24 protein-coding genes and 1 riboswitch are annotated in these 25005 nt (G+C 60.4%); of the genes, 20 read left to right on the forward strand and 4 right to left on the reverse strand.

Annotated elements, in window-relative coordinates:
* Positions 1-128: 128 nt before the first annotated feature.
* The 6 genes from K5554_RS05960 (at position 129) to K5554_RS05985 (ending at position 5988) form a co-directional block, all read left to right on the forward strand.
* Positions 129-1139, forward strand: a complete 1011-nt coding sequence (locus tag K5554_RS05960) for a ParM/StbA family protein (protein ID WP_221040226.1) — start codon at positions 129-131, stop codon at positions 1137-1139.
* A gap of 59 nt (positions 1140-1198) precedes the next feature.
* The gene (locus K5554_RS05965; RefSeq protein ID WP_221040227.1) at positions 1199-1711 is read left to right on the forward strand and encodes a polymer-forming cytoskeletal protein; all 513 of its coding nucleotides are present in this window, start codon (positions 1199-1201) and stop codon (positions 1709-1711) included.
* A gap of 220 nt (positions 1712-1931) precedes the next feature.
* On the forward strand, positions 1932-2711 hold the full coding sequence (locus K5554_RS05970; RefSeq protein ID WP_221040229.1) for a M23 family metallopeptidase: 780 nt from the start codon (positions 1932-1934) through the stop codon (positions 2709-2711).
* 285 nt (positions 2712-2996) lie between these two features.
* Positions 2997-3530 carry a PQQ-binding-like beta-propeller repeat protein gene (locus K5554_RS05975; protein WP_221040230.1) on the forward strand — a complete coding sequence of 178 codons (534 nt, stop codon included), beginning with the start codon at positions 2997-2999 and terminating at the stop codon, positions 3528-3530.
* 199 nt (positions 3531-3729) lie between these two features.
* Positions 3730-4887 carry a YCF48-related protein gene (locus tag K5554_RS05980; protein WP_221040231.1) on the forward strand — a complete coding sequence of 386 codons (1158 nt, stop codon included), beginning with the start codon at positions 3730-3732 and terminating at the stop codon, positions 4885-4887.
* A 243-nt stretch (positions 4888-5130) separates the two neighbouring features.
* Positions 5131-5988 (forward strand): DegV family protein, encoded by an 858-nt coding sequence (locus K5554_RS05985; RefSeq protein WP_221040232.1) that lies wholly within the window; start codon positions 5131-5133, stop codon positions 5986-5988.
* 131 nt (positions 5989-6119) lie between these two features.
* Here K5554_RS05985 and K5554_RS05990 read toward each other — a convergent pair whose 3' ends face one another.
* The 4 genes from K5554_RS05990 to K5554_RS06005 form a co-directional block, all read right to left on the reverse strand.
* On the reverse strand, positions 6120-7049 hold the full coding sequence (locus tag K5554_RS05990) for a C40 family peptidase (RefSeq protein ID WP_221040233.1): 930 nt from the start codon (positions 7047-7049) through the stop codon (positions 6120-6122).
* A gap of 147 nt (positions 7050-7196) precedes the next feature.
* Positions 7197-7901: a hypothetical protein gene (locus K5554_RS05995; protein WP_221040234.1), complete on the reverse strand. Its 705-nt coding sequence runs from the start codon at positions 7899-7901 to the stop codon at positions 7197-7199.
* Positions 7902-7933: 32 nt separating this feature from the next.
* A complete protein-coding gene (locus tag K5554_RS06000) occupies positions 7934-8767 on the reverse strand; it encodes a phosphoenolpyruvate hydrolase family protein (RefSeq protein WP_221040235.1) in 834 nt (277 codons plus the stop codon).
* Between the two features lie 49 nt (positions 8768-8816).
* Positions 8817-10028 (reverse strand): Tm-1-like ATP-binding domain-containing protein, encoded by a 1212-nt coding sequence (locus K5554_RS06005; RefSeq protein ID WP_221040236.1) that lies wholly within the window; start codon positions 10026-10028, stop codon positions 8817-8819.
* 216 nt (positions 10029-10244) lie between these two features.
* Here K5554_RS06005 and K5554_RS06010 point away from each other — a divergent pair, with 216 nt between their 5' ends.
* The 14 genes from K5554_RS06010 to K5554_RS06075 all read left to right on the forward strand — a co-directional run bounded on the left by K5554_RS06010 (position 10245) and on the right by K5554_RS06075 (position 24837).
* Positions 10245-11606, forward strand: coding sequence for an ISLre2 family transposase (locus K5554_RS06010; RefSeq protein ID WP_221040237.1), 1362 nt, complete (start codon positions 10245-10247; stop codon positions 11604-11606).
* Between the two features lie 131 nt (positions 11607-11737).
* Positions 11738-12160, forward strand: coding sequence for a holo-ACP synthase (gene acpS, locus K5554_RS06015; RefSeq protein WP_221040238.1), 423 nt, complete (start codon positions 11738-11740; stop codon positions 12158-12160).
* An 18-nt stretch (positions 12161-12178) separates the two neighbouring features.
* A complete protein-coding gene (locus tag K5554_RS06020) occupies positions 12179-13771 on the forward strand; it encodes an NAD(P)H-hydrate dehydratase (RefSeq protein ID WP_221040239.1) in 1593 nt (530 codons plus the stop codon).
* A gap of 153 nt (positions 13772-13924) precedes the next feature.
* Positions 13925-14185 (forward strand): CopG family ribbon-helix-helix protein, encoded by a 261-nt coding sequence (locus K5554_RS06025; RefSeq protein ID WP_370636969.1) that lies wholly within the window; start codon positions 13925-13927, stop codon positions 14183-14185.
* Positions 14186-14188: 3 nt separating this feature from the next.
* Entirely contained in the window at positions 14189-14539 is a 351-nt protein-coding gene (locus K5554_RS06030) for a type II toxin-antitoxin system PemK/MazF family toxin (protein ID WP_221040527.1), read from the forward strand.
* A gap of 35 nt (positions 14540-14574) precedes the next feature.
* Positions 14575-15432, forward strand: a complete 858-nt coding sequence (locus K5554_RS06035; protein ID WP_221040241.1) for an Asp23/Gls24 family envelope stress response protein — start codon at positions 14575-14577, stop codon at positions 15430-15432.
* A 129-nt stretch (positions 15433-15561) separates the two neighbouring features.
* Positions 15562-16665, forward strand: a complete 1104-nt coding sequence (gene hisC / locus K5554_RS06040; protein WP_255565534.1) for a histidinol-phosphate transaminase — start codon at positions 15562-15564, stop codon at positions 16663-16665.
* A 19-nt stretch (positions 16666-16684) separates the two neighbouring features.
* A riboswitch (THF riboswitch) is annotated at positions 16685-16777 on the forward strand.
* Positions 16778-16842: 65 nt separating this feature from the next.
* Complete coding sequence (locus K5554_RS06045; protein WP_255565535.1) at positions 16843-17382, forward strand: folate family ECF transporter S component; 540 nt, start codon at positions 16843-16845, stop codon at positions 17380-17382.
* Between the two features lie 170 nt (positions 17383-17552).
* Entirely contained in the window at positions 17553-17987 is a 435-nt protein-coding gene (locus K5554_RS06050; protein ID WP_221040242.1) for a bacterioferritin, read from the forward strand.
* A 546-nt stretch (positions 17988-18533) separates the two neighbouring features.
* Positions 18534-19478 (forward strand): sugar-binding transcriptional regulator, encoded by a 945-nt coding sequence (locus K5554_RS06055; RefSeq protein WP_221040243.1) that lies wholly within the window; start codon positions 18534-18536, stop codon positions 19476-19478.
* 113 nt (positions 19479-19591) lie between these two features.
* Positions 19592-20926 (forward strand): Na+/H+ antiporter NhaC family protein, encoded by a 1335-nt coding sequence (locus K5554_RS06060; RefSeq protein WP_221040244.1) that lies wholly within the window; start codon positions 19592-19594, stop codon positions 20924-20926.
* Positions 20927-21045: 119 nt separating this feature from the next.
* Positions 21046-22593 (forward strand): FGGY-family carbohydrate kinase, encoded by a 1548-nt coding sequence (locus K5554_RS06065; RefSeq protein WP_221040245.1) that lies wholly within the window; start codon positions 21046-21048, stop codon positions 22591-22593.
* Between the two features lie 15 nt (positions 22594-22608).
* Positions 22609-23649 carry a 2-hydroxyacid dehydrogenase gene (locus tag K5554_RS06070; RefSeq protein ID WP_221040246.1) on the forward strand — a complete coding sequence of 347 codons (1041 nt, stop codon included), beginning with the start codon at positions 22609-22611 and terminating at the stop codon, positions 23647-23649.
* A 3-nt stretch (positions 23650-23652) separates the two neighbouring features.
* On the forward strand, positions 23653-24837 hold the full coding sequence (locus tag K5554_RS06075) for a PLP-dependent aspartate aminotransferase family protein (protein ID WP_221040247.1): 1185 nt from the start codon (positions 23653-23655) through the stop codon (positions 24835-24837).
* Positions 24838-25005: the final 168 nt, after the last annotated feature.

A 25005-nucleotide genomic window follows, 5' to 3' on the forward strand; every position in this document is an offset into this window, starting at 1 on the left:
TTGATTTTTCACGTCAAGGAGGCGAGACACATACCGGCGGTTGAGGAGAACCATCATGCTGCGGAAGAATCTTGGCTGGAGCGGGGATGAGCAAAAGTAAAACAGCGAGGAAAGAGGTGTTTGTTTCCGTGCAGTGCGTCGTGGGTTTGGACATCGGCTATGGGTTCGTAAAGGTAACGGACGGGGAGTACGGGTACGCTTTTCCCAGCGTTGTCGGCAACGGCCACACCAAGACCATATATCGGACCTCGCTTCAGGTGGAACGCATTAACGATCTAAGGGTGGTGATCGATAACCAATTGTATTTTGTAGGTAAAGCCGCCTTGCGGCATTCCCGGTTTGCCATCCGAGACTTGTCCGACATGCGCACCCAGAACGAAGACCTCAAGGTGCTGTTCTTGAGCGCCTTGAGCTTCTTCTGCCAGGACAAACAGAACCGGTTTAAAGTGGTCACAGGTATGCCGCCGGGCCGCATGTACCTGGCGGACGACCTGATAAACAGGTTCGCGCGCGAGTATACGGTTTCGCTTTACCGTAACCGGGCTTATCAAGAGACGACGATCCGTGTTGACGACCTGGATGTTGTGCCCCAACCGGTGGGAACTTACTGGGCTCAGACCTTAGACCTGCAGGGCCGGGAGAAGCGTACCTTTGAGGGTCGGGTGGGGATTATTGACATCGGATTCCGGACCACGGATTTGGCCGCCATCGAGGACGGGGAGTTTATTCCGAGCAACAGCTATACCATTCCGGTCGGCATATCCGCCACCTACACTGACATCGGTGAGCAAATCATAAGTAATTACGGGTTGGACCGCGAGAGCTTCGCCCTGGACGAAAGCGTGATCAAGGGAATGATTACTGTATCCGGGCGGCCGATAGACATTACCGCTATCCGTAACGAAGCGTTTCAGCAACTGGCAAACAAACTGCTCATTGAAGTCACCTCTAAATGGAGGGTGCTCGACTTCGATCGCCTGCTGCTGAGCGGTGGGGGTGGTCAGGCTCTGAGCACCTACCTACTAAGCCATCTGCCGCAGGCCGAATTGGTGCCTAACCCCTCCACGGCCAACAGTCGCGGCTACCTATCCTGGGCCAATCGGCTATGGGGTGATTTTAATTCGGAGGGCGTCCAGTAGGGCAATGCCGGCTAACTTGGTACGAGGAAGCATCGACGGCAGGGAGGTGCGGGTAGGACGTGCTGGGGCTTCGGACAAACAGACCGAAGATCAGGGAACCTGAAATGGTTGTGCCAGAGACGGTTGTAGAGGTTTACGGCAGAACGGAAGGGTCCATAACTGGAGCCGATAAGGTCATTGTGGCGCCCACGGGCTGCTGTAAGAGCAATGTTAAAGCAGCTTATCTTGATATTGCCGGGGAAGTGTACGGCGATGTCGATGTTGAAGAGCTGGTAATCCGGCGGGAGGGCCGCTTGTACGGCCAAGTAAGGTACAAAAAGTTGATCTTGGCCGAGGGCGCGGTCTTTCGCCCCAATGACGGCGGGGATGGAACAGAAACCTCTTCAAGACCGGCAGAAAAAGTGGTTGGTCCGCGCTTGGTCTCTCAGGAGGCACAGGCACGGACAGTGCCTTTGAGGCGAGACACTTCCGCCGGACAGCTGTGCGCAGCATCCGAAGAGAACAAAAAAACGTACCGGGCTGAGGCTCTGGAAAAAGAACAGCAGGAACCTTGTTTCATCACCAGCTTTTAGCCGACGACTGGGACGGAGCCGATTGCGCGGCCGTCCCTGCGCTCGCGGAGTATCGGCTGCGTTGCGGTTTACAGTATGGAGGTAGGGCCGACTGCATGCAGGTAGAACTTGGTTACGCTTTTTGTGCCGCTTTTTTCGTCCGGCCGCCGTCACCGTGTTGCTGGTCCCACACTGGGAAAAAGGTACGCGCCGTTGGCGGGTGCCTCTGAGCCTGGAGCAAATGGCCATGGTTGCCGTCGCTTGCCTGGCCGCCGTCCTGTGGCTCGGCTACGATTACGCGAACCTTCGGAAAACCGTGCAGGAGGTTGTGCAGCTGCGGGCCGCCAATGCCCGGCAGGCCCGACAAATACGAGCGCTGTCGCAACAAGCCGCCGACCTGGATAAGGAACTGGCAGCGGTAGCTGAGGTAGAGGCGAAACTGCGTCAGGAGACGCGTCTTTTAAGCCCCGAAGCAGGGAAGAAGCAGGAATCGCCCGGCGGGCTGCCGAATCGAACTCTCTCAGTCGAAGTCTTATCCCGGTCGCTAAAGATGCAATCAGAACGGGCAGGCGTGCTTAGACGAAGTTTAACCGGTTTAGTGGATGATGTTGAACGGTATCAGAAGAAAATGGCGCACCGGCCGAACATGTGGCCTGTAAACGGCCGCATCACTTCTTCGTTCGGCAGCCGTCGTTCGCCCTTCGGTGGGGGATATGAGGTCCATGAAGGAATCGATATTGCGGCTCCTTACGGTTCGCCGGTGCGTGCCACGGCCGACGGGCGTGTAGTATTTGCCGGGTGGCGCAGTGGCTACGGACGGCTGGTGATTCTCGATCACGGGTACGGTTATCGAACGGCTTACGGGCATAACAGCCGGATCCAGGTTCGAGTCGGGCAGGAGGTCAAAGGAAACAGCGTCATTGCGTATGTCGGAAGTACCGGCCGGAGTACCGGCCCGCACGTTCATTACGAGGTCTGGTTCCAGGGGAAAAAGGTGAATCCTGTGCCGTACCTTCCGTGAGGTGTCGCCGCGTGCCGGGCACCTGGGGGTATCCCCCAGGTGCCCGGCGTTTCTGGAGAGAGGGTGTGGGGTGAACAGGGGGAAGATGTAGGGAACCTTTGGACGGGGATTACGTCTTTAACCATGGGAGGCCCGAGCTGATCGTCTGGAGTTCCGGACTGGGACCAAGGTATGCCGTACAAGATGGAGACCGCCGACGAACGCCTGGATGCGCCTGCGGCGCCTGTTTCACTGTGAGCCAGTTCGAGGCCTGCACCTGTTGCCGGAAGAAAGGAGAGTGTTGTGGTGAGGGTAAAGCGACTGGGCTTCGGAGCCCTGCTTTTAGCATTGAGTATGGCGCTGGCTGCGTGTTCCCCGGCTGCACCGGCCGGGAGCGGCGCTCCGGCGCCGGAAGCGCCGGCGAGTAAGCCGGCGAACGAACAGGCCGCCGGGCCGACTGAGGGGCCGATTGACGTGCCGCCCGCGCCCCAGCGGCAAGAAGGGCCCAGCGCATTTGGAGTGCCGGAGCAGAGTGAGGCCGCCTTTCGCGGAGATCTTCAGCGGAGTGGGGTGTACCGTACCCATGGTCCCGGCGAGTCACCCCACCTCAAATGGAAGTTTTCCACCGGAGACGGCGTGTATTCTTCGCCGGCTGTGGCGGCCGGCACGGTCTACTTCGGCAGCCGGGACGGCTACCTTTACGCCGTTAATACTCAAACGGGCCGGCTGGAGTGGAAGTTCCAGACCGGAGCCGGTATTGAGTCTTCGCCGGTGGTGGCGGAGGGGATAGTCTTTTGCGGGAGCGAAGATGGGCAGCTTTACGCGTTGAGTGACAAGTAAGTTCTGGTACTCTGGGACAGGCGCCCGCAAGAGCTGACTAGTTCCGGGCACCTGGGAGGGCTTCCCAGGTGCCCGGAACTAGCGGATACAGGCACACGCCGGAAACTCCGGCCTCGACTCTATACCAGAGCACCGCCACGCCATTACCCTTTTTCACAAAAAACCAAACTGACTGTATTGCACGAGGGGGAGTGTAGCGTTGAAAAAGCTTCTAATCTTACTCGTCATCTTGTTAATAGCACTCACAGGTTGCCAAAGGGTGGTCGGCAGGGGAGAAGTGCCGTCCCGAAGGAGCGACCCAAATTCAATGCGTGCAACAGTACCGACCAGCAAAGCCGACGCCCTTGATTTTGTAGACATGATCGACCGCAATAATGGTTGGGGAGTAAAAGAGAACACGGTTTACCGCCTAAGGGAGGGCGGTAAGGAGTGGGATGAAGTACTTACAATGGAACAGAGAGCTGAGTCCGGCGATGTAAATGGATGCGGGACATACTTCGCTGATGAAAAAGAGGCCTGGATTGCCTGGTTGGTCAGCCACGGTGATCGGGCCACTGTGGTGAGAGTGTATCATACCCGGGACAGCGGCAGGAGTTGGAACACCGTTAGCTTGCCTACCAAGGAACCGTGGGAAGGGGAAGGAATTTTTGTCAGCTTTGTCGATAGACAAATTGGTTATATACTTTTAACGTCTTCTCCTGCCGCCGGCCAAATGAACAAGGCGCTCTATCGGACTAAGAATGGTGGGAACTCCTGGGTGCGGATAGGAGACATCACCTCGATGGTCGAAAGCTATCCTACAGGAATAGCGTTTCGGGATCAAGCTGTAGGCTGGATAACCAGTTCTTATCACGGCCAAGAGTACATGCTCGTCTTTAAGACCACTGATGGTGGAAAAAAATGGGATAGGATGTCACTGCCCTATCCGAAGGAATTCCAGGAGCGCGCCTATGCCAATGCCTATCCCCCGGTTTTCTTTAAAGGGGATAGGAACAAAGGGCTGCTCCCCATAGAATTTGTCGGTGATAGAAAACGTGCCGTGGTATTCTACCTGACTGCCGATGGTGGGAAGACCTGGGCTCTGTCTGCACCGGTCGACAATATATACCTCTATCAGCAGGTCTATTCCTTCCCCACTCCCCAAAGCGGCTTCCTGTTGGATCATAACGGGACAATCTATAGAATCGGTGATGGCGGGAAGACCTGGAACATCGTCTGCAAATCAGCGGACCTTAAAGGCCGCACATTGATAATGGATTTTGTAGATGAGAAAACCGGATACGTTCTAAGAGACGGTGTGCTTTTCGCGACCATGGATGGCGGTAAGACATGGGAAAACGTAAACATGCACCATTGAAGCCATTTCTGCGCTGGCCAACAGAGTGAAGGTCCCATCCCCAATCCTACGCCCCTCAAGCTCCTCTTGCCAGGCCGTGGGATCTTTCCTCAATTCCGCAAAAGCCTGGTTGGCCTCCTCCAGGAAGAGCTTGCGCCGGTACTCTTCTAACGCTCCGGGGCTTCTAGAAAAAGGAATTAACACCCCGCGCGGCGAAGCATAATAGCGGATTAAAAGCGGACCCCGAGCTGGGAGGAGGGGTGGTTGGAGTTGGCGATACGGGTGATCACCGATTCGGCCTGCGATCTGCCGCCGGAGTTTTTCACAACCCATGGGATAAAATTTGCTTCGCTGGCTGTGACGTTTCCCGACCGCACGTTCACGGACGGCGTGGACCTGACGCGCGCGGAGTTCTACACGCGCCTGGCGGCGGGCGGCGCTCTGCCCATGACGGCACAGCCCTCCCCGCACGCCTTTGCCGGGCTTCTAAGGGAGGCCCTGGTGGAAGCTGACGAGGTGATAGTGATCACGCTTTCCTCCGGGCTGAGCGGCACCTGGGAGAGTGCCTGCGCGGCCAAGGCCACCTTCAGCGCCGAGGAGCAGAATCGGATCTTCCTGGTCGATTCGCGCTCGGCCTCCACCGGGGAAGGGCTTCTGGTGCTCCGGGCGGCCAGGCTGGCGGAGGCGGGTGAGAGCGGGGCCGGGATTGCCGCTATGCTGGAGAAGGAAAGGGCGCATCTGGCTTCTATCTTCACGGTGGACACGCTGGAGAACCTGCGCAAGGGAGGCCGCATCAACCGGATTCAGGCCTTCCTGGGCACGGTGTTGGAGATTAAGCCGGTGTTTGAGCTGGATGCCGCCGGGCGCATTGCGGTGCGGGAGAAGATACGCGGCCGGCGCAAGGCGGTGCGGCGCCTCTTGGAGATCATGGCGGAAGAGGGGAAGAACCTGGCGGCGCAGGTGGTGGGCATCGCGCACGGGCATGTGGCGGAAGCGGCGGAAGAGCTGGCCCAGGCGATCCGGGAGCGCTTCCGCGTCCGCGAGGTGGTCACCGGCGAGATCTCAGCCACCATCGGCACGCACACCGGTCCCGGCTGCCTGGCGGTGTTCTTTGCACGTTGATGGGCGGATGAAAGGTTGTGCCGGGGATAGGCGGGACAAGGCGAATATTGGGGAGACAACAAGAAAAGGATCCCGCTTTGGGACCCTTTTCTATTCCTACAAATCTTACCGGCGGCGCCGGAACGACAAGCCTAAAGCAATCGCCGGGCGCCCTTGTAGTTGTTGCTGTAGTACGCTTCGGCCAGGGAGGAGTACTTGACGCCGCCTGAGGTGGAGGCGTGGATGAAGCGGTTGCCGCCCACGTAGATCCCCACGTGCCGGATGTCGCGACTGCCGTAGTAGCCGAAAAACACCAGGTCCCCGGGTTCCAAAGCATCGCGGCCGACGGGCTGGCCAAAGGCGGCTTGACCGGCGGCGTTGTGGGGCAGGCTGTGGCCCCACTGGCTGAAGACGTAGGCGGTAAACCCGGAACAGTCGAAGGCGCTGGGGCCGGATGCTCCGTAGCGATAAGGCCGCCCCAAGAGGGACGTGGCGAAGCTGAGGAGCATTTCGCTGTCGCCCCGGTCGGTCCCGCCGCGGGAAAGCTCGGCTGTAACCCGCTTGTCTTTAGCGGAATCCACGACGGGGATGACCAGCACCTGGCCGGGGTGGATCAAGTCGGACTGGAGCTTATTGGCTGCCATAATGGCTTCGGGGCTGACGCTGTATTTTTGGCCGATGCCGTGCAGGGTTTCGCCGTCCTGAACAGTATGCCGGACTTGCGGCGCCGGGGCTTTCGGTGCGGGAGCTGGAGCCTTTTGCGCTGTAGCGGTAGCAGCGGCCGCCGGAGCGGAGACGACTTTCTCCGGCACCGTGAGCTTTTGGCCGGGCATGAGGAGATCGCCCTTGAGGTTATTGTCCGCCTGGAGCTCCTCCACGGTGGTGCCGTACAGCCGGCTGATGCTCCAGAGGCTTTCACCCGGTACCACGGTATGCACGGCAGCCCACGCCGGGGTGCCGCTCAGCAGAACCACTGCCGCCGCCGTGGCCGCGCTGAGGCGCAGGCACGGCCGGAGTACATTTTTCGCATTGGAAAAGTTGCAGGACCCACTTTCCCTTACGAAAGATCGCTTGCTGAACATAAAAATACCTACCCCTCTGCCAACTTTTCCTACATCATACTATTCGACAGAAGGAACGAGTTTCCTGCCCGGACCCGAAAATAATTGGATCCTCCGCCCAAAAGTGGCGGAGGATCCAGAAGTTGTCCTGCGAGACTCTTCCTGCGCTTAGTCGACCGGTTCGGCTGCACCGTAGAAGATGGAGTTGAAGAGCACCTTGTACGTACCGTGCGGCTGGCCCCGGTGCTGGGTACGGAAGCCCACGAGGATGACGCGGCCCTTGCCGTACGGCGCTTCCACCAGCGCTGCCTTGCCTTGGATGAACTGTGGCCCCATGAGCCAGCCGGAAAGGAGCGGGTCTTTCCCTTGCGGGTAGCTTCCGATCACGCGCAGGCCCTCGCCCACGGTGTAGGCCGGGCTGTGCACGAAGTAGGCGGCAGTCTGCGGGCTTAGGCCGTAAGCCACCGGGTGCGCAGTGTCCACGTCCACTTCCAAGATGGAGCCGGGGCAGTAGAACTCCTGGTTGCTTACACCCTTGAGGACGTTGGTGGCGGCCACGCCCAGGTAATCGGTAGCAAATTCGCCGGCGCTGTCCAGCGTCACCAGGGTGCCGCCCGCTTCCACAAAAGCCTTGAGATTCGCCAGGCCCGCCTCGCCCAGGCCGCCCGTATACTCTGCAGGGTAGCTGCCCGGCTTGAGGCCTTCCTTCAGGGATTTTAACGTGGTGTCCGGGAGGATTATCACGTCGTCGGGCAGGCCGCGGGTGGATGAAGTGAGCTTCTCAAACGGAATCTCGATGGGGGTGGCAATCTTCACGCTGGCCGCCTCGGTGAGGATACCCACCATGTTGTGGTAGTAGGGGCCGCTGCGCATGCCGCCGTGCCACCAGGTGACACAAGACTTAATCAGAAGCTGATGCCCTTGAAGCGCTTGGCCTGTTCGGTGATGGCGCGCTCGGTGGCCAGGCGCTCAATGGAGGAGGCGCCGAAGAAGCCGGCGATGCCCTGGGTGTGCTGCAGGATGTACTGGGCGTCCTCCGGCTCGGCGATGGGGCCGCCGTGGCAAAGGACGATGATGTCCGGGTTCACTTCCTTGGCGGCGTCGTGCATGGCCTGGACGCGCTCCGCCGCCTCGTCCAGAGTAACGGCTGTGTGGGCGCCGATGGAGCCCTTGGTGGTCAGGCCCATGTGCGGCACCAGCACGTCTGCTCCGGCCTCGGCCATGGCGCGGGCATCCGCAGGGCTGAAGACATAGGGGCAGGTGAGGAGGTCGAGCTCGTGGGCCTTGCGCACCATCTCTACCTCGAGCCCGTAGCCCATGCCGGTTTCTTCCAGGTTCTGGCGGAAGACGCCGTCGAAGAGCCCTACGGTGGGGAAGTTCTGCACGCCGCTGAAGCCGGCGGCCTTCACTTCCTCGAGGAAGACGTCCATGAGCCGGAAGGGGTCGGTGCCGCAGACGCCGGCCAGTACCGGGGTGTGGTCCACCACCGGCAGCACCTCGCGGGCCATGTCCATGACAATGGCGTTGGCGTCGCCGTACGGGAGCAGCCCCGCCAGGGAGCCGCGGCCGGCCATGCGGTAACGGCCGGAGTTGTAGATGATGATGATATCCACGCCGCCCTTCTCCGCGAACTTGGCGGAGATACCGGTACCGGCGCCGGCGCCGATGATCGGCCGCCCGGCGGCAATCTCGGCCTTAAGTTTCGCCAGGGCTTCGCTGCGCGAAATACGCTTTCCCATTGTGTTTACCTCCTTCACAAGTTGACTGCTTGCCGGGAGACGGATTAACCTACTCAGCTTCCAGGAGTTCCTCCAGGATGCGCGCCATGGTAAGGGCAAACTCCGGGTCATTGATGTGGGCGTCCAGCTCCACCAGGCGGATGTCCGGGCGCAGGTGCTCGCGCAGGGCGTCGAAGAGGGCGGCATCGGCTTCCGGGTCATAGAAGGGTTTGCCCTGCGCGTCGATCATGGAGACGCCCTTTAAGGGCAGCACCACCACGGTGGGGCCGGTGGCCGCGTTGAGCTTCGCGGCGATAATGCGTCCCAGCTCCGCGCACTCTTCCGGTGTGGTGCGCATGAGGGTCACCGTGGGGTTGTGCGGGTAGAAGCGGCGGCCCTTGAACTTTTCCGGTACGGTGTCCGGCGGGCCGAAGTTCACCATGTCAAGGGCGCCGACGGAGACCACCTGGGGGATCCCCTTTTTCCCGGCCGCCTCCAGGCGGTGCGGCCCGGCAGAGAGTACCCCGCCCACGAGCTCGTCACACCACTCGGTGGTGGTGATGTCCAGCACGCCGCTGACGAAGCCGTCTTCAATCAGCCCTTCCATGGCGCGGCCGCCGGTCCCGGTGGCATGGAAAACCAGCACCTCGTAACCCCGACCCTCCAGATACTCACGGGCGGCGGTGACGCAGGGCGTTGTCACGCCGAACATGGTGGCGGTGATGATGGGTTTATCCGCCGCAGCTTCCTCCGCCTGGCCCTGGACCATTCCGGCCACGGCGCGGGCGGCGTTGCCCAGGATGCGGCGCGACAGGCGGTTGAGCCCGGAGATGTCCACCACCGAGTACATCATGGTGATGTCCTTGGTCCCCACGTAGGGCCGGGTGTCGCCTGAGGCCAGGGTGGAGACCATCACCTTGGGCACGCCCACAGGCAGGGCCTGCATGGCGGCGGTGCCGATGGTGGTCCCGGCCGAACCGCCCAGGCTGATGATGCCGTCCAGCCGGCCCTCAGCGTAAAGCCGGCGGGCGATCACCGCGGCGGCGCGCGTCATGGCGGCCACGGCCTCGCCCCGGTCGCGCCCGGCGGCAAGGGCGGGCAGGTCAATTCCGGCGGTCGCAGCCACCTCTTCGCGCGTGACGTCGGGTGCCACCGCCGGCGGCTCCAGCACCCCCATATCCACGAGCAGGGTGTCCACGCCCTGGGCGCGGATGACGTCGCGGACGTAACCCAGCTCTTTTCCCTTGGTGTCCATGGTTCCCAGAACAACAACGGTCGGCATGCTGCTCCCCTCCCTTCGTTTGCTGTTCCAACCCGAGAAACGTCCGTCAGTTCGCTGGCCACCACCTCCTCGCTCCGAGGCGGAGGGTTGGTCTGGAAGGCCACCCAAATCCCGCCAAGGAGCGTGAGATCTCTCATGTTAAGTATTCGCCACGCTGTTGATGCAGTCCTTCTTCTGATCAAAGGAATTCTAACCCTTCTACGCGAGAGCCACGATATGTCAGAACTAGAGCGGGGAGTGCAGGCTCTCACCCAGCAGGTGGCGGCCGACCTCCTGGGAGCAATCTTGGAAGCCATGGACCAAGAACTTATGGCCCAGCGAGAAGACTCCCTTCGCCTGGTCGGAACTCGCTCCCGAACGATACTGACACTGTTTGGCGCCCTCAAGATAAAGCGCAGGCTCTATCGGGACACCGAGACCGGTAAGACAGTGTTTCTCCTGGATGAGGTGCTCGGGCTGCCCGCTTATGCCCGAATTTCCGGGAACCTCGCCCAGATGTGCCAGCTGATCGGTCTTGATGTTCCCTTCCGGCAGGCCGCCAAGATCATCGGCCTGCTGGTTCCCCGGGTAAGCGCCATGACCGTGTGGAAATGCTTCCAACAGGCCGGCGCAGCAGCGGCCAAAGAAGCCCAGGCTAGACGCGAAGCAGTTTTCGAAGATGGAGTAGTGCCGGACGGCACCCGGCGGCCGCCGGAGCTTTACATCGAAGCCGATGGAGTAGCGATCAAGCTGCAGCGGGCCGCCGCCCGGCGCGCTGAGGTCCGCGTCGTTGTGGGCTACGAAGGCAAAGAGAACGTCGGAACCAAGAAGAAGCCGCGGCGCGTGCTCAAGGAAAAGCACCAGGTCGCCGGTCTTGTAAACAGCAGGGCGATCTGGGAAGAGGCCAGTGCCGCCTTCGGAGAGGTCTGGGATATGTCGGGCATACCTTCGGTTCACATCGGCGGCGACGGAGCAGAATGGGTCAAAGAGGGCCAGGAATACTTCCAGAACGCTACCTACCACCTCGACCCCTTCCACCTCAAGAAGCGCGTGACCGAGGCCTTGGGGGACGATTCTTCCGCCCGCGAAGCGTTAGCGGCAGCCCTCAGGGACAATTCTAAGCGCAAGGCGGAAGAAGCTCTGCGCTTGGCCGCCAAGACACGAAAGGGGGCAGCTCGCAAACGGGTACAAGCCCTGGCTGCCTACATACTCGGCAACTGGGATGGTATCCAAGCGACCCTCGATGGTCCGACCCTGGGTACCATTGAAGGCCATAACTGGCGTATTGTCGCGCGGCGGATGAAGCGCCGCGGAGCCCGCTGGGGGCTTAAGGGAGGCGATTACATGCCCCGCCTTCTGGCACTGCGGGAAGAAGGGACCCTCGAAAACCTCTTGAAGCATACTCGGCCCCTGGACACCGAGAGGATTACCAACCTGACCCAACGGATGGCCGACCGGAACCAAGCAACTAGGAAGAAGGGCAAGGAGGAGGGAGAGTGGCTCAAAGCCATCGTTCCGGCCATCAGCGGCCCCTCGGCCGGTGAGGCCTGGATAAAGCACGTGCTTAGGCCGCTGGTGGAAGCCGGTTACGTTGCCTGATACGTTCCCATTCATCAATCTCGGGATTTGGGTGCAATCTTGCCTACTAGGTCTTGACACTAACAAAATTGGTTTGTCCTGGTAGCAAGGGGCAGGATTTGGTATAATAGCGAAGAGATGAAGGACAAAAGATGCAGGAAGGACAGGCTGAAGGAGCGAAGACTGTGGTAGGTTGCGGCATCGACCTGGTGGAGGTGGAGCGCATCCGGCGTGCCCGGGAGCGCTGGGGCGAACGTTTCCTGGTGAGGCTTTTCACCCCCGGGGAGCGCGCGTACTGCGCGGCCAAGCGGGAAGGGGACGGGTCCCTGGCGGCGCGCTTTGCCGCCAAGGAGGCGGTGGCCAAGGCCCTGGGCCTGGGACTGGGGGGCTTTCGCTGGCGCGAGATTGAGGTGGTGAACGCGGCCTCGGGCCGGCCGGCGGTGCGCCTGGCCGGGGCCACGCTGGCGCGCGCCCGGGCGCTGGGGGTGGAGAAGATCCTGCTCTCGCTCTCGCACACCCGGGAGCACGCCCTGGCGCAGGCCATGGCCCTCAAGGCCGGGCCTGAGATGAACTAAAACTGGGGGGAAGACAAGGTGCGGTTGGTGACAGCGGCCCAGGCGCGGGCGGCGGACCGTTACGCCATAGAGGAGGTGGGGCTCCCGGCTGCGGTGCTCATGGAGGAGGCCGGCCGGCAGGTGGCGGAACTGTGCCTTAAGCTCCTCCAGGAGAAGCCGGGGCGGGGCCGCATTTTCGTGTGGGCCGGTAAGGGGAATAATGGGGGCGATGGCTACGTGGCGGCCCGGCGACTGGGCCTGGCCGGCTACCATGTGGAGGTGTTCCTGGTGACGGCGCACCCGGAGGAGATCACGGGGGCGGCGCGGCAGAACCTGGAGGTGCTGCGGCGCCTGGCCATCCCGGTGAACCAGGCCTGGAGCGAGGCGGAGATCGCCGCCGCCGGGGTGGTGGCGGCTTCGGGCGACCTCCAGGTGGACGCCCTTCTGGGTACCGGCGGGCGCGGGCCGGTGAGCGGGCCGCCGGCCGCTGCCATTGCGGCCATCAACGGCGCCGGCGTGCCGGTGGTGGCGGTGGACCTACCCTCGGGGCTCAACGCCGATACCGGCGAAGTCACCGGACCGGCGGTGCGGGCGCGCTACACGGTGACCGTGGGACGGCCTAAGGCCGGCCTATTCACCTATCCCGGCGCAGCGCTGGCGGGGGACGTATACGTGGCCGACATAGGTATCCCTGCTGCGGCGTACTGCGGGCAGGAGCCGGGTGTCTTCCTCACCGAGGGCGCGGACGTGGCCGGCTGGCTTCCGGCTTGGGGCCCGGCCGCGCACAAGGGCGAACGCGGGCGGGTGTTCGTGGCGGGCGGCTCGCCCGGCCTCACCGGCGCGGCCTGCCTGGCCAGCGAAGCGGCGCTGCGCGCGGGCGCAGGGCTGGTGACCCTGGGCGTGCCCGAGAGCCTGCACGACCTGATGGAGGTTAAACTCACCGAGGTGATGACGGCGCCGCTCCCGGAGGCGGAGGACCGCACCCTGGCGGCCGCCGCGGCAGGGACTATCCTCGAGCGCGCCGCGCAGGCGGGCGCCCTGGCGGTGGGCCCGGGCCTGGGACGCGGTGAAGAGCTGCCGGAACTTATCACCCAACTGGTGCGGGAAAGCCCCGTGCCGCTGGTGGTGGACGCAGATGGGCTTAATGCCCTGGCCGGGCGGACCGAGGTGCTGAGCGAGGCGGCAGCGCCGGTTATCCTCACCCCCCACCCGGGCGAGCTGGCACGGCTCACCGGCAGCACGCCGGCCGAGGTGCAGGCGCACCGCCTGCCGCTGGCGCGCGAGGTGGCCGAGAGCTGGAACGCCACCGTAGTGCTCAAGGGGGCGCGCACCGTTATTGCCGCCCCGGACGGTACCTGCTACCTTAACCCCACCGGCAATCCCGGCCTGGCCACCGGCGGCACGGGCGACGTGCTCACCGGCGTGATCGCGGCCCTCCTGGCCCAGGGGCTGCAGCCGCTTAAGGCGGCCGCGGCGGGGGCCTTTCTGCACGGGCTGGCCGGTGATTTGGCGGCGGAACAGGCCCGGGGTGCGCGCGGCCTCACGGCTGGGGATGTCCTCCAGGCGTTGCCGGCGGCGCTCGCCGCCGTACTGCGGAGTGAAGTGCCTGGCCCGGTGATGTACACCCGCTAGGGGGGATTCCGGCACCCTGCCACTTAATACCACCGGCCGGGGCGCCGACGCGCGTTGACAGGACCTGCCAGCCACATATATAATTAAGCTGTCACCGCGTATATACCGCTTGCTATACGGAGGTGCCTTCTTGTGGCCGAGCTCAAGCGCATCATGATAACGGTGCCCACCAACCTGCTCCAGGAAGTGGACGGGATGGTCGCCTTGGAAAAAGGAAGCCGGAGTGAGTTCATCCGCGAGGCGCTGAACCGTTTCTTAGAAGAGCGCAAGCGGCGGGAACTGCGCGATCGCATGAAAAACGGGTATCTGGAGATGGCTAGAATAAATCTCGAGCTGGCCGAGGAAGGGCTTCCCAGCGAGGACGATACCGACGAGGTGTTGCAGTCCTTCCTGACCAAAGTGGAGAGTGAGTAAATGGTGATAGTTCAGCGCGGCGACATTTTTTATGCGGACCTACGCCCGGTGATAGGGTCGGAACAGGGAGGGATCAGGCCTGTGCTGGTGCTGCAAAACGACATCGGCAACCGGTACAGCCCCACCACCATTGTGGCGGCGATTACCTCCCAAATCAACAAGGCGCGCCTGCCCACCCACGTGGAGCTGAAAGCGGAGGAGTTCAACCTGGAACGCGATTCGGTGATCCTCCTGGAGCAGATCCGCACCATCGACAAGAAGCGCCTTAAGAGCCGCATCGGTCACCTGGAAGGCGACATCATGGAAAAGATCAACCACGGGCTGATGATCAGCCTGGGTTTGATCGAGCTCTGATACATACTTGCCGAGAGCGTCGAGAGGAAGAAACTATGGAGGTTTACGCCCTGGTTGGCCCGAGCGGTACGGGCAAGAGCCACCACGCCCAGGCCGTGGCCTACGCGCACGACATCGACACCATCTTGGACGACGGCCTGCTTATCCAGGGAAGCCGCATTGTGGCCGGCTTTTCGGCCAAGCGCGAGCCCACCAAGCTCCAGGCGGTACGGCGCGCCATCTTCACAGATCCGGAGCACGCCGCCGGCGTGCGCAGCAAGCTCGCGGAGCTCAACCCGCCCCGCCTTTTGGTGATCACCACCTCCGAGCGCATGTTGGAGCGGGTTGAGGAGCGACTCGGCCTGCCGCCGCCGGTACAGGTGATTCACATCGAGGAGGTCGCCACGCCCCGGCAGATCGCCCGCGCCCGCGAGGCCCGCGCCCGCGAAGGCAAGCACGTGATTCCCGTACCGACGATAGAGGTGAAAAAGAACCTACCCGGAATCCTGGTGGACCCCTTGCACTACTTTTTCCCCTCCGCCGGGCGGGAGCGTAGCCTGCGGCGCGAGGAAAAGAGCATTGTGCGGCCCACCTTCAGCTACATCGGGCGGCTGTCCATCGCCGAGGGAGCGCTCGGCAGCCTGGCGCGGGAGCTGTGCCGGGGAACGCCCGGTTTGGCGCGCGTGCTCAAGGTTGCAGTACAAGACGAAAGGCACGAGCTCCGGCTGGACGTGGAGGTGGCCGTGGAAGGGTTCACCCTGATTCCACCGCTCCTTACTGAGATCCAGCGCCGCATCAAGGGGGGGCTGGAGGAACTCACGGGCCTGGTGGTGCGGGAGGTAAACGTCACCGCGCGGGCGCTGGTACTTCGGATGGGACAGGAAGAAGGCTCCGTGCTGGATGATCTCTGGTGAGCCTTCTTTCCCGGCCCTTCTTTTATGCTGCCGTGTGGGGGCCTGTCCAAAACCCCTTTACCCGCGCTGCGGCAGCGTATTATAATGAAAGAGGAAACCTTACAGCAATTTTGAGGGGAGGCTGCATTGGTGGGCGAGAAGGAGAAACTGTTCCGCAGGGGGATCGCGGAGATCAAGCCGTACGTGCCGGGTAAACCCATCGAGGACGTGCAGCGGGAGTTGGGTCTTACGGAAGTCATTAAGCTGGCGTCCAATGAAAACCCGCTCGGCCCGTCGCCGAAGGCGCTTCAGGCCATGCATGCGGCGCTGGAGACGGCGAACATCTACCCGGACGGGGCCTGCACGGAACTGGCTCAGAAACTCGGCGCGAAGCTCAACGTCGATCCCAGCTGGATCGTCTTTGCCAACGGCGAGGACAACATCATCACGCTCATCTCCAAGACGTTCCTCAATGAAGGCGAAGAGATGATCATGGCCGATCCCAGTTTCTCCAGCTTCGAAATCAGCGCCCGCGCCGTGGGAGCGAAGGTTGTCATGGTACCGGTGCGGCCCGATTTCACGACGGACCTGGGAGCGCTGGCCGCCGCCATCACCGACCGGACGAAACTGATCTTCCTCTGCAACCCCAACAATCCCACGGGAACCATCAGCACCCGTAAAGAAGTGGAGGCGTTCTTGGACAAAGTTCCCGAGCACACGATTGTGGTGCTGGACGAGGCGTACAAGGAATTCGTCGACGATCCCGAGTACCCGGACGGGCTGAATTACGTGCGGGCCGGGCGCAACGTAATCGTCAGCCGGACCTTCTCCAAGATTTACGGCCTGGCCGGGCTGCGCATCGGCTACGCCATCGGGCACCCGGACTTCATCGGCGGCATGAAGCGCATCCGCGAGGCCTTCGCCGCCAACCGCATTGGGCAGGCAGGGGCGCTGGCGGCACTCGACGATGACGAGTTCGTGAAGAGGGTCCACGATATGAACAGCGCCGGGCGCGATTACCTGTACAAGGAGTTCGAGCGCCTGGGGCTGCCGTATGTGAAGAGCCAGACCAACTTCATCCTGGTGGACACCAAGCAGGACATCAAGCGCGTCTTCCAGGACCTGCAGCGCGAGGGGATCATCATCCGCCCGGGCCACATCTGGAACCTGCCGACGTACGCCCGTGTCACCGTGGGCACACCTGAGCAGAACGAAAAGTTCATCCGCGCACTGGAAAAAGTGTTGGGCCTGTGATATAATCGCTGCAAGGTTTGGCAGAGTAGGCACCGTGCGTTAAGTGCCAAGGGATGGGACGTGGCCTTTGGACGAAGGGCTGGACCCGCGGTGCGGTGCCGCGTTCGCTGTCACATCAGAGGGGCCCTTCCCTTTGGTGTGGCTCTGCCACGACCAAAGGGAAGGGAGGTGAAGCTGGTGCTGAAAGGTACACAGCGGCTGGCTTACCTGGCGCTGCTGGTGGCTCTGGGTGTGGTGCTGACGCGCGTGGCCAGCCTGCGCGTGGCCATCGGCGGCGTGGAAGGCATCCGCATAGGCTTTGGGGGGCTGCCGGCCATCCTCGCCGGGGTGCTGTGGGGCCCGGGCGCAGGAGCGCTGGTGGGCGGACTGGGGGACGTGATCGGCTACTTCGTGAATCCTATGGGGGCGTACATGCCGCACTTCACCCTCACCGCCGCCCTCACCGGGGTGCTTCCGGCCTTGGTTTTAAAGCTGGTGCGCCAGGAGCGGCACCCCGGCCTGGGGGCGCTCCTTCTGGCCATCCTGGTAGGGCAGACGGTGACTTCCCTCATCCTGGTGCCGTATTTCCTGCAGGTTCTCTTTGGGATTCCCTGGCAGCCCCTGCTGGTGCCGCGCCTCATCGGGCAGGCCATCCACGTTCCGGTTTACGCCTTCTTCATCTACGCCCTGGTCCGGCGCGCCGACCTGGCGGGCAAACTGGGGTGGAACCACCAGTAGGACCACAGGACCAGAGAACAAAAGGAGCGGTTAACGCCGCTCCTTTTGGTGTTCTTGGCAGGGCGCAGGGGGGTGCCCTTGGCCGCTTGCGAAAAGCCCGTCCTTCATTTGTGGCAGATCGGCGGGGCGAACAATATTATGGAGTGAGAAGGAATGCGGGAGGTGGGCCTATGCCTTTGACGCTGGAGCAGATCATCTGGCTCCTTAACCTGGACCTTTCCTGGGAATACGCCGCCATGATCCAGTACATCCAGCACGCTGCCATGCTCACGGGGCCGGAATACACTTACGTGATCCAGGAGGAACTGCAGCACGCCCAGCAGGAACACGAGCACGCCGTGCGGCTGTCCGAGAAAATTCAGTACCTGGGCGGGGTACCTACGGTGCAGGTGCAGCAGATCCTCACTTCCCTGGATAACGTGGAGATGCTGCAGCAGGACCTGCAGGCCGAGCGCGATGCCTTGGCCCGTTACCTGCAGCGCATCGAGCAGCTTGAGACCCTGCACATGTACGACGTCGCCCAGGTGATCCGCGAGATCGCCGTGGTGGAGCAGGACCACACCATCGACCTGGAGAAGGCCCTGGGCATCCAAAAGGTCCGGTAGATTCTTATTCGTGGCGGCGATTAGGCGGGCCGGGCCGGAAGGATTGTGGCCGCCTTTACCTGGCCGATCGTAGGGCCCTTTGCTTCGCCGGATGGAGTAAATGGCCACAGCCAGTTTGCGCAAACGGGAAGAAGCTGTCCGGTGGAAGAAGCCGCTCCGCCGGTGGAAGCGCCTACTCCGCCGACGGCGGCTCCGCAACAGTAACGAAGTCTTACTTTCCGCCCTGCCCGGATATTGGGCAGGGTTTCTGCGTGTCCCCGGCCACAGCCCGGCGGCGATGAGGCGATAAGAGTGCTCTTCTCAGCTTCAGAGTAGAGGGCGGTACAGTAAAATCATCGTAGGCGGTGGGGGCCGGCGCAGCAGCGGTCCCTTTTACCTGCACTGATAACCTACGGGCCCGACGCGATCACCTGAAAGAGGGGGGTTGCATTTCAGCGAAAATGTGGTATATTTAAAGTGTAACAAGTGATCTACCAGTGAGCAAATGTTATAGCGGTGCCGGCTCAGAGACTACCACCTTGTGAGACCTGTAGTGGAGGAAGACACATGGAAGGCTTTGATAAGCGGTGCCTTGTGAAAATCGCCACGTATTACTACATTGACGGCTTAACTCAACAGGAAATCGCCCAGAGAATGCACATGTCGAGGCAGCGAGTGAGCCGAATGCTTAAGAAGGCCCAGGAACTGGGCATCGTCCGGATAGATATTGCACAGGTCAGCGAGTACTGCACAGAAATCGAGACCGAGCTTGAGAGGAGATTTGGGCTTAAGGAGGCAGTGGTTTTCAATCGGGGAGAGACGGAAGACCTTCTCGCGGCACTTGGACGTGAAAGCGCCAAGTTCGTTCTCGGCGTCGTAAAAGACGGCGATGTCATCGGTGTAACCTGGGGACGCGCGCTGGCATCTCTTGCGGACCATCTTGAGGGTGTTCCGCCTCGAGAAGTATCCGTGGTTCAACTGGTAGGTGGAGTAAACACGAAGAACGTTTCGATAAAGATGGACGAGATTACCCGAAGGATTGCCCAAAATCTCGGCGGCATTCCTTACCTTCTTTACGCGCCGGCTGTCGTGGACAGCGAGACGGTGAAGGAGTCGTTCATGTCGGACAATAGCATCCAATCAGTACTCGAGATGGCCAGGCGGTGTCGGTTGGCCCTTGTGGGCATCGGCAGTATGGATGCAGAGTCTACATTGGCCAGGGAACAATTCCTCTCGGGAGAGAAGCTTGAGGCACTGAGCAGGTATGGAAGTGTTGGAGACGTATGCCTTGAGTTCTTCGACATTCAGGGACGGCCGCTCAACAAAGAGTCGGGGCTTAACGTCGTCGGCATAGACCGGTCCACACTGAAAGAGATAGACGTGGTTGTGGGCATAGCTGCCGGACGGGAGAAGACCAGGGCCATACTGGGGGCCCTACGAGGGGGTTACCTGGATGTTCTGATCACCGACAGCGGGACGGCGGGCGAGGTCCTCAAGTTGGACAGGGCCTGAAATCTGGCTGACACCTCGCCTGGGAGAAAGCTGGGGGGGTGAAAGATGGACAGGCAGACGGCTGTCGGGCATGGGAGGTAGGTAGGAGGCTAGATGCGTAGGGGGGAGATGCGATGAAACGGAAGAACGGAAATAGCTTTGCTGGCTTGCTTCCACTGATTGTATTCCTGGCTCTTTTCGTGGGAACAGGTGTTATCACCGGAGATTTCAGTAAAATGCCGCTCCTGGTTGCCTTCATGATATCCGCGGGCTTTGCTCTGGTTCTGAATAAGCCAGGGGAACGGCTTTCTGTAACCAAAAAGATCGACATCTTCATGAGGGGTGGAGGGGAGCCGACTATCATTCTCCTGGTCGTAATCTTCCTGCTCGCGGGAGCGTTCTACTCGGTGGCTGACGCCATGGGCGCGGTCAAGTCCACTGTAAACCTGGGCTTGAGCATCCTGCCGCGCAACTTCATCCTGGCCGGCGTGTTTATGATCGGCTGCATAATCTCGTTTGCAATGGGCACGTCGATGGGAACGGTCACCGCAATTGCTCCCATAGCAATCGGCATCTCTCAGCAGAGCGGTATCTCGCTTCCTTTGATACTTGGAACCGTGATCGGTGGGGCGATGTTTGGAGACAACCTTTCATTTGTCTCTGATACCACTATCGCGGCCACAAGGACTCAAGGAGTGGGACTCAGGGACAAGTTCAAGATGAACGTCTTGATAGTGCTCCCGGCGGTTATTCTAACGATCGTGATTCTAATGTTTATCCCCGTTGGGAGTGCCACGATTCAGGTAGGTGAGTACTCAATCGTAAAGGTGCTCCCCTATCTCGCGGTTATCGTGACCGCGTTGGCCGGTCTGAACGTTATGGCCGTGCTTGGAGTTGGCGTTCTCATCGGGGCCGTTATCGGACTTGCGGATGGGTCCTTCAACCTCGTTGAGCTTCTGGGTTACATCCAGCGCGGAATGGGGTGGATGGAGGATCTCGCCGTAATAGCGATCATTATCGGCGGCATCGTGGAGCTGATGAAACACTATGGAGGAATAGGGTTCCTTCTCGAGCAGGTCACCAAGGGCATACGGGGCAAGAAGGGTGGAGAACTCGGAATTGCGGCTCTTGTGAGCCTCGTAGACATTGCAACGGCCAACAACACCATATCCATCATAACTGTGGGTCCGCTGGCGAAGAACATGTCGAAGAAATATGACATCGATCCGAGAAGGACTGCAAGTCTCCTGGACATCTTCTCTTCGGCATTTCAGGGTATCTTGCCGTATGGCGGCCAGCTGCTCGTGGCCGGTGGAATGGGTTCGATCTCCCCGATAGCCATTGCTCCGTACTGCATATACCCTATACTCATGGGCGTCATGGGCCTGTTGTCCATCGCTACTGGGATTCCCCGGTTTAAGGAACCGGCGGAGAACGTCTTTGAGGTAGACCAGGACAGTGAGGACTAGGATTGCGTCTTGTCTCCCCCGGCCGCGTTCCGGGGGAGACCGATTCTCGCCAAAGCTCTAGAATGACAATGGGCGTGGGGCCAACTCGTGTAACCATGGCCCACAGAGGGGGGTCTTCTGTGGCTGCACCCTATTTCTTGGGAATCGATGCAGGCACATCCAAGATCGGAGCAGTCCTATTCGACGTGAACGGGGAGGAGGTGGCCGGTGCTGAGGCGCGGGCTGAAGCGATCTACGACGGATGCGTAGCTGAACAGAACATGCGTAGGACCTGGACCATCCTTGCCGAAACGATCAGGCGGCTGATTGAAAAGTCGGGGGTTTTTCCGGACGAGATAGCGTGTGTGGGATTGGCCGCTCAGGGCGAAGGGTGCTGGCTTCTCGACAATTCGGGGGAGCCAGTGCGAAATGCCGTCCTCTGGAATGATGGACGGGCAGCAGAGCTGGTGAGGCGGATCAAAGAGAACCGCTCCCTGTATTCACGAATCAAGCAGGTGACCGGATCATTCCCTTTCCCGGGCGCTACGTCAGTGATACTGGCTTGGCTCAGGGCCAATGAGCCTGAGACTCTTCAACGCGCAAAGCACTGTGTGTTCGCCAAAGACTGGCTGCGCTACAAGTTGACCGGTGAAGTGTACCTCGAGGCTACCGACAGCTCGTCTTCCATCCTCGACCTGACCACCGGCGATATCGCCTTTGAGATTTTGACCGAGCTCGGCCTAGGCGATCATCTGGACATCTTTCCCAAGATCCTCAAGTCCGCGGACATTGCAGGGCACGTGACTTGCGAGGCCGCTCGTGCTACCGGGCTGAAGCCCGGGACGCCGGTGGTAGCCGGCATGTTTGACATCGTCGCGACCGCAGTAGGGGCTGGTGCCGTCAGGAAAAACGACACTTGTACCATCCTCGGAACCACGTGCGTCAACGAGATCGTGCGCGGCAGTATCGTTGACACTCCTGACAACGCTTCGGGGTTTGAATACCACGCCGTACCCGGGTTGTATCTCAATGTCATCGCCCCTATGGCGGGGACGCCTAACCTGGACTGGGCTGTCGGCAGCCTTTTCGCTCATGAGCTTGAGGCTGCTCGGAAGGACGGGAGAAGTATATTCGAGGACTTGGAGATGGGCCTTCAGGCCACACGCCCCGGAGCGTCCGGGGTGATATACCAACCCTATATTAGCTCCGGCGGAGAGCGGGCCCCGTTCTACAACCCCAATGCCAAAGCGGGATTCTTTGGGATATCATCGCAAACAACAAGGTTCGATCTCCTTCGTGCCGTCTACGAGGGAGTTGCCTTTTCGATAAAGGACTGCCTGCAGGGTGCCGAGGGCTCAGGCACAGTATTCCTGAGCGGTGGCGGAGCACGGAGCAGGTTCTGGGCTCAGATCATCGCCGACTGCACTGGCAAGGAGGTGGTGGTTCAAGATGCGAGCAACCTTACCGCAAAAGGTGCAGCCATTGCGGCCGGTATTGCGGCCGGGCTCTATGAGGACTTTGCGAAGGCTGCGACCGCAATGAGCAAGGAGAAGTATCGCCTGAGCCCAACCGAAAGGAACGTCGAACTGTACGACAGGCTGTTTGCGGTCTACAAGGAACTCAGGCTCCGCCACATGGAACTGTGGGACATGCGAAAAGAGATACTGGATGGCTTCAGCAGGGGTTAGATTGGAGGTATTGCGTTGAAGGCGCTACTGACTGCCGAGTTCGACATGGAATACCTTCCGCGGCTGGAATCTCTATGCGAGGTTACTGTTGCCGGATGGGGGAAGGAACATAGGAAGCTTAGTGAGGACGAGCTGATAGACCTTCTTCAAGGTCAAGACATCTTGATAACAAGCTACGACCCGGTGACCGAGAAAGTCATTCGGTCCTCGAACTCACTCAGGCTGATCATGTGTACCCGTTCAAACCCGGTGAACATCGATGTTCCTGCGGCATCCCGGCGTGGCATCCCGGTGGTCTACACTCCGGGACGCAACTCCGACTCCACCGCGGAATTCACCATAGCGATGATGCTCAATATTGCTCGCCAGATCCCCATGGCTTATAAGAGCCTGAAGGACGGCAAGTATCTAGCCAAAGGCGGGGTTAAAGGCAACAAGGCGTATGTTCTAGGCGAGGATGTGACGTGGGCGCTGGGGGAGGAAAGCCCTTACGTGGTTTTCAAGGGCGTTCAGCTCAAGGGCAAGCGTTTGGGCGTCATAGGCTACGGGAGAATTGGTCAAAAGGTGGCAGCGATAGCACGGGCGCTGGGAATGTACATCTACGTTTATGATCCGTACATGCCTGCCGTTTTCATCGATGACAACACGACAAAGAAGGTCTCCCTTCAGACCCTGTTGACCGAGTCTGACTTCGTAACATGCCACGTGAAGGTGACTAAGGAGACGAAGGGCCTTATCGGGCGCGAGGAGCTCAAGCTCATGAAACCGACCGCCTTTTTCATCAACACGTCGCGCGGAGCAGTGGTTGATGAGGAAGCCCTCATTGAGGCTCTAAGAAACCGGAAGATCCGGGGGGCTGCCCTTGACGTGTTCGAGTCAGAGCCCCTCGATCCGGACCATCCATTTGTCAAGGAGCTGGATAACGTTGTCATTACCCCTCACTTAGCCGGCGCCACTTACGATGTGCTCACGATCCACACGAAGATGATCCTGGATGAGCTGGAGAGGTTCATGAACGGTCAAAGGCTTCTATTCCAGTACACGGAGGTGCTGTGAGCGATGGATTACAGGAAACTGGGCTTCTGCAGCAAGGCGGTGCACGTTGGTTCTGATCCGTGTCCGGTCACCGGCGCACTGGTATCGCCGATATACCAGACATCGACTTACACCTATGAGAATACCGAAGAAGCAGGAAAGATATTCTCGGGAGAGAAGTTCGGATATCTCTACGGTCGCGACCACAGCCCTACGGAATACCAGCTGGAAGAGAAGATAGCCGCCCTGGAGGGCGGGGAGGATTGCAAGGCTTTTGCGTCGGGAATGGCGGCAATCGCTGCCACCATGTTTGCTCTCCTTGAGGCAGGTGACCACGTCATCTGCACAGACGTAGTGTATGGGGGAACGTACGGGCTGTTTACGAAGATCTTCAGCAAGTATAAGGTCGACGTCACCTTTGTGGATACCTCTGATGTTGCGGCAGTTGAAAAAGCCGTTCGCAAGAACACCAAGCTTGTCTATGTTGAAACTCCCGCAAATCCGACCTTGAAGTTAACGGACCTGGCAAAGGTTTCGGCTCTCTGCAGGAGTTTCGGCCTCAAGCTTGTGGTAGACAACACCTTCATGACGCCGTATTTCCAGCGTCCCCTCGAGTTCGGCGCAGACCTCGTGATTCATAGCGCCACGAAGTACCTTGGCGGGCATGGAGACGCCATTGCGGGTGCAGTGGTGGGACCCAGGGAGTTCATCAAAGAGGGACTCCACCAGCCTGTCACGAAGATCGGAGCCCTCATTTCGCCGTTTACGGCTTTCTTGATCCGTAGAGGGATTCAGACTCTTCCTCTCAGGATGGAGAAGCATAACGCGAATGCGATGAAGGTTGCGGAGTACCTGAGTTCTCATCCCAAGATCGAAAGGGTGAACTATCCCGGACTGCCTTCCCATCCCCAACATGAGCTGGCAAAGAAACAAATGTCCGGATTTGGCGGGCTCATAAGCTTTGAGGTCAAGGGTGGACTCGAAAAAGCACGAGCCTTTGTGGATGGCCTCGAGATGATAAGGTTGGCAGTTAGCCTTGGTGACGTCGGCTCATTGATACAGCATCCTGCGTCGATGACCCACAAGTCGGTTCCGCCGGAGGTCAGGCGGGCTACCGGAATCACGGACGGGCTAATACGGATATCTTGCGGCATCGAGGATGTGGAGGACATCATCGCTGACATCGACCAAGCTCTGAGCCGAATCTAGGGGGCATCTCAGTGAAAGTCGAGTTCCCGGCGGTATTTGGGCCTGTGGTGCCTAAACGAGGTGGGGCACCGGAAGAGGGCCGTGCGGAGTTGAAGTCCACTATCAGCGGACTTCGCTGACCCGAATGTGACTGAGATCGATGCCAAGGAAAACCTGGCCGAGTCAGCT

The sequence above is a fragment of the Gelria sp. Kuro-4 genome (assembly GCF_019668485.1).
Lineage (GTDB): Bacteria > Bacillota > DTU030 > DUMP01 > DUMP01 > DUMP01.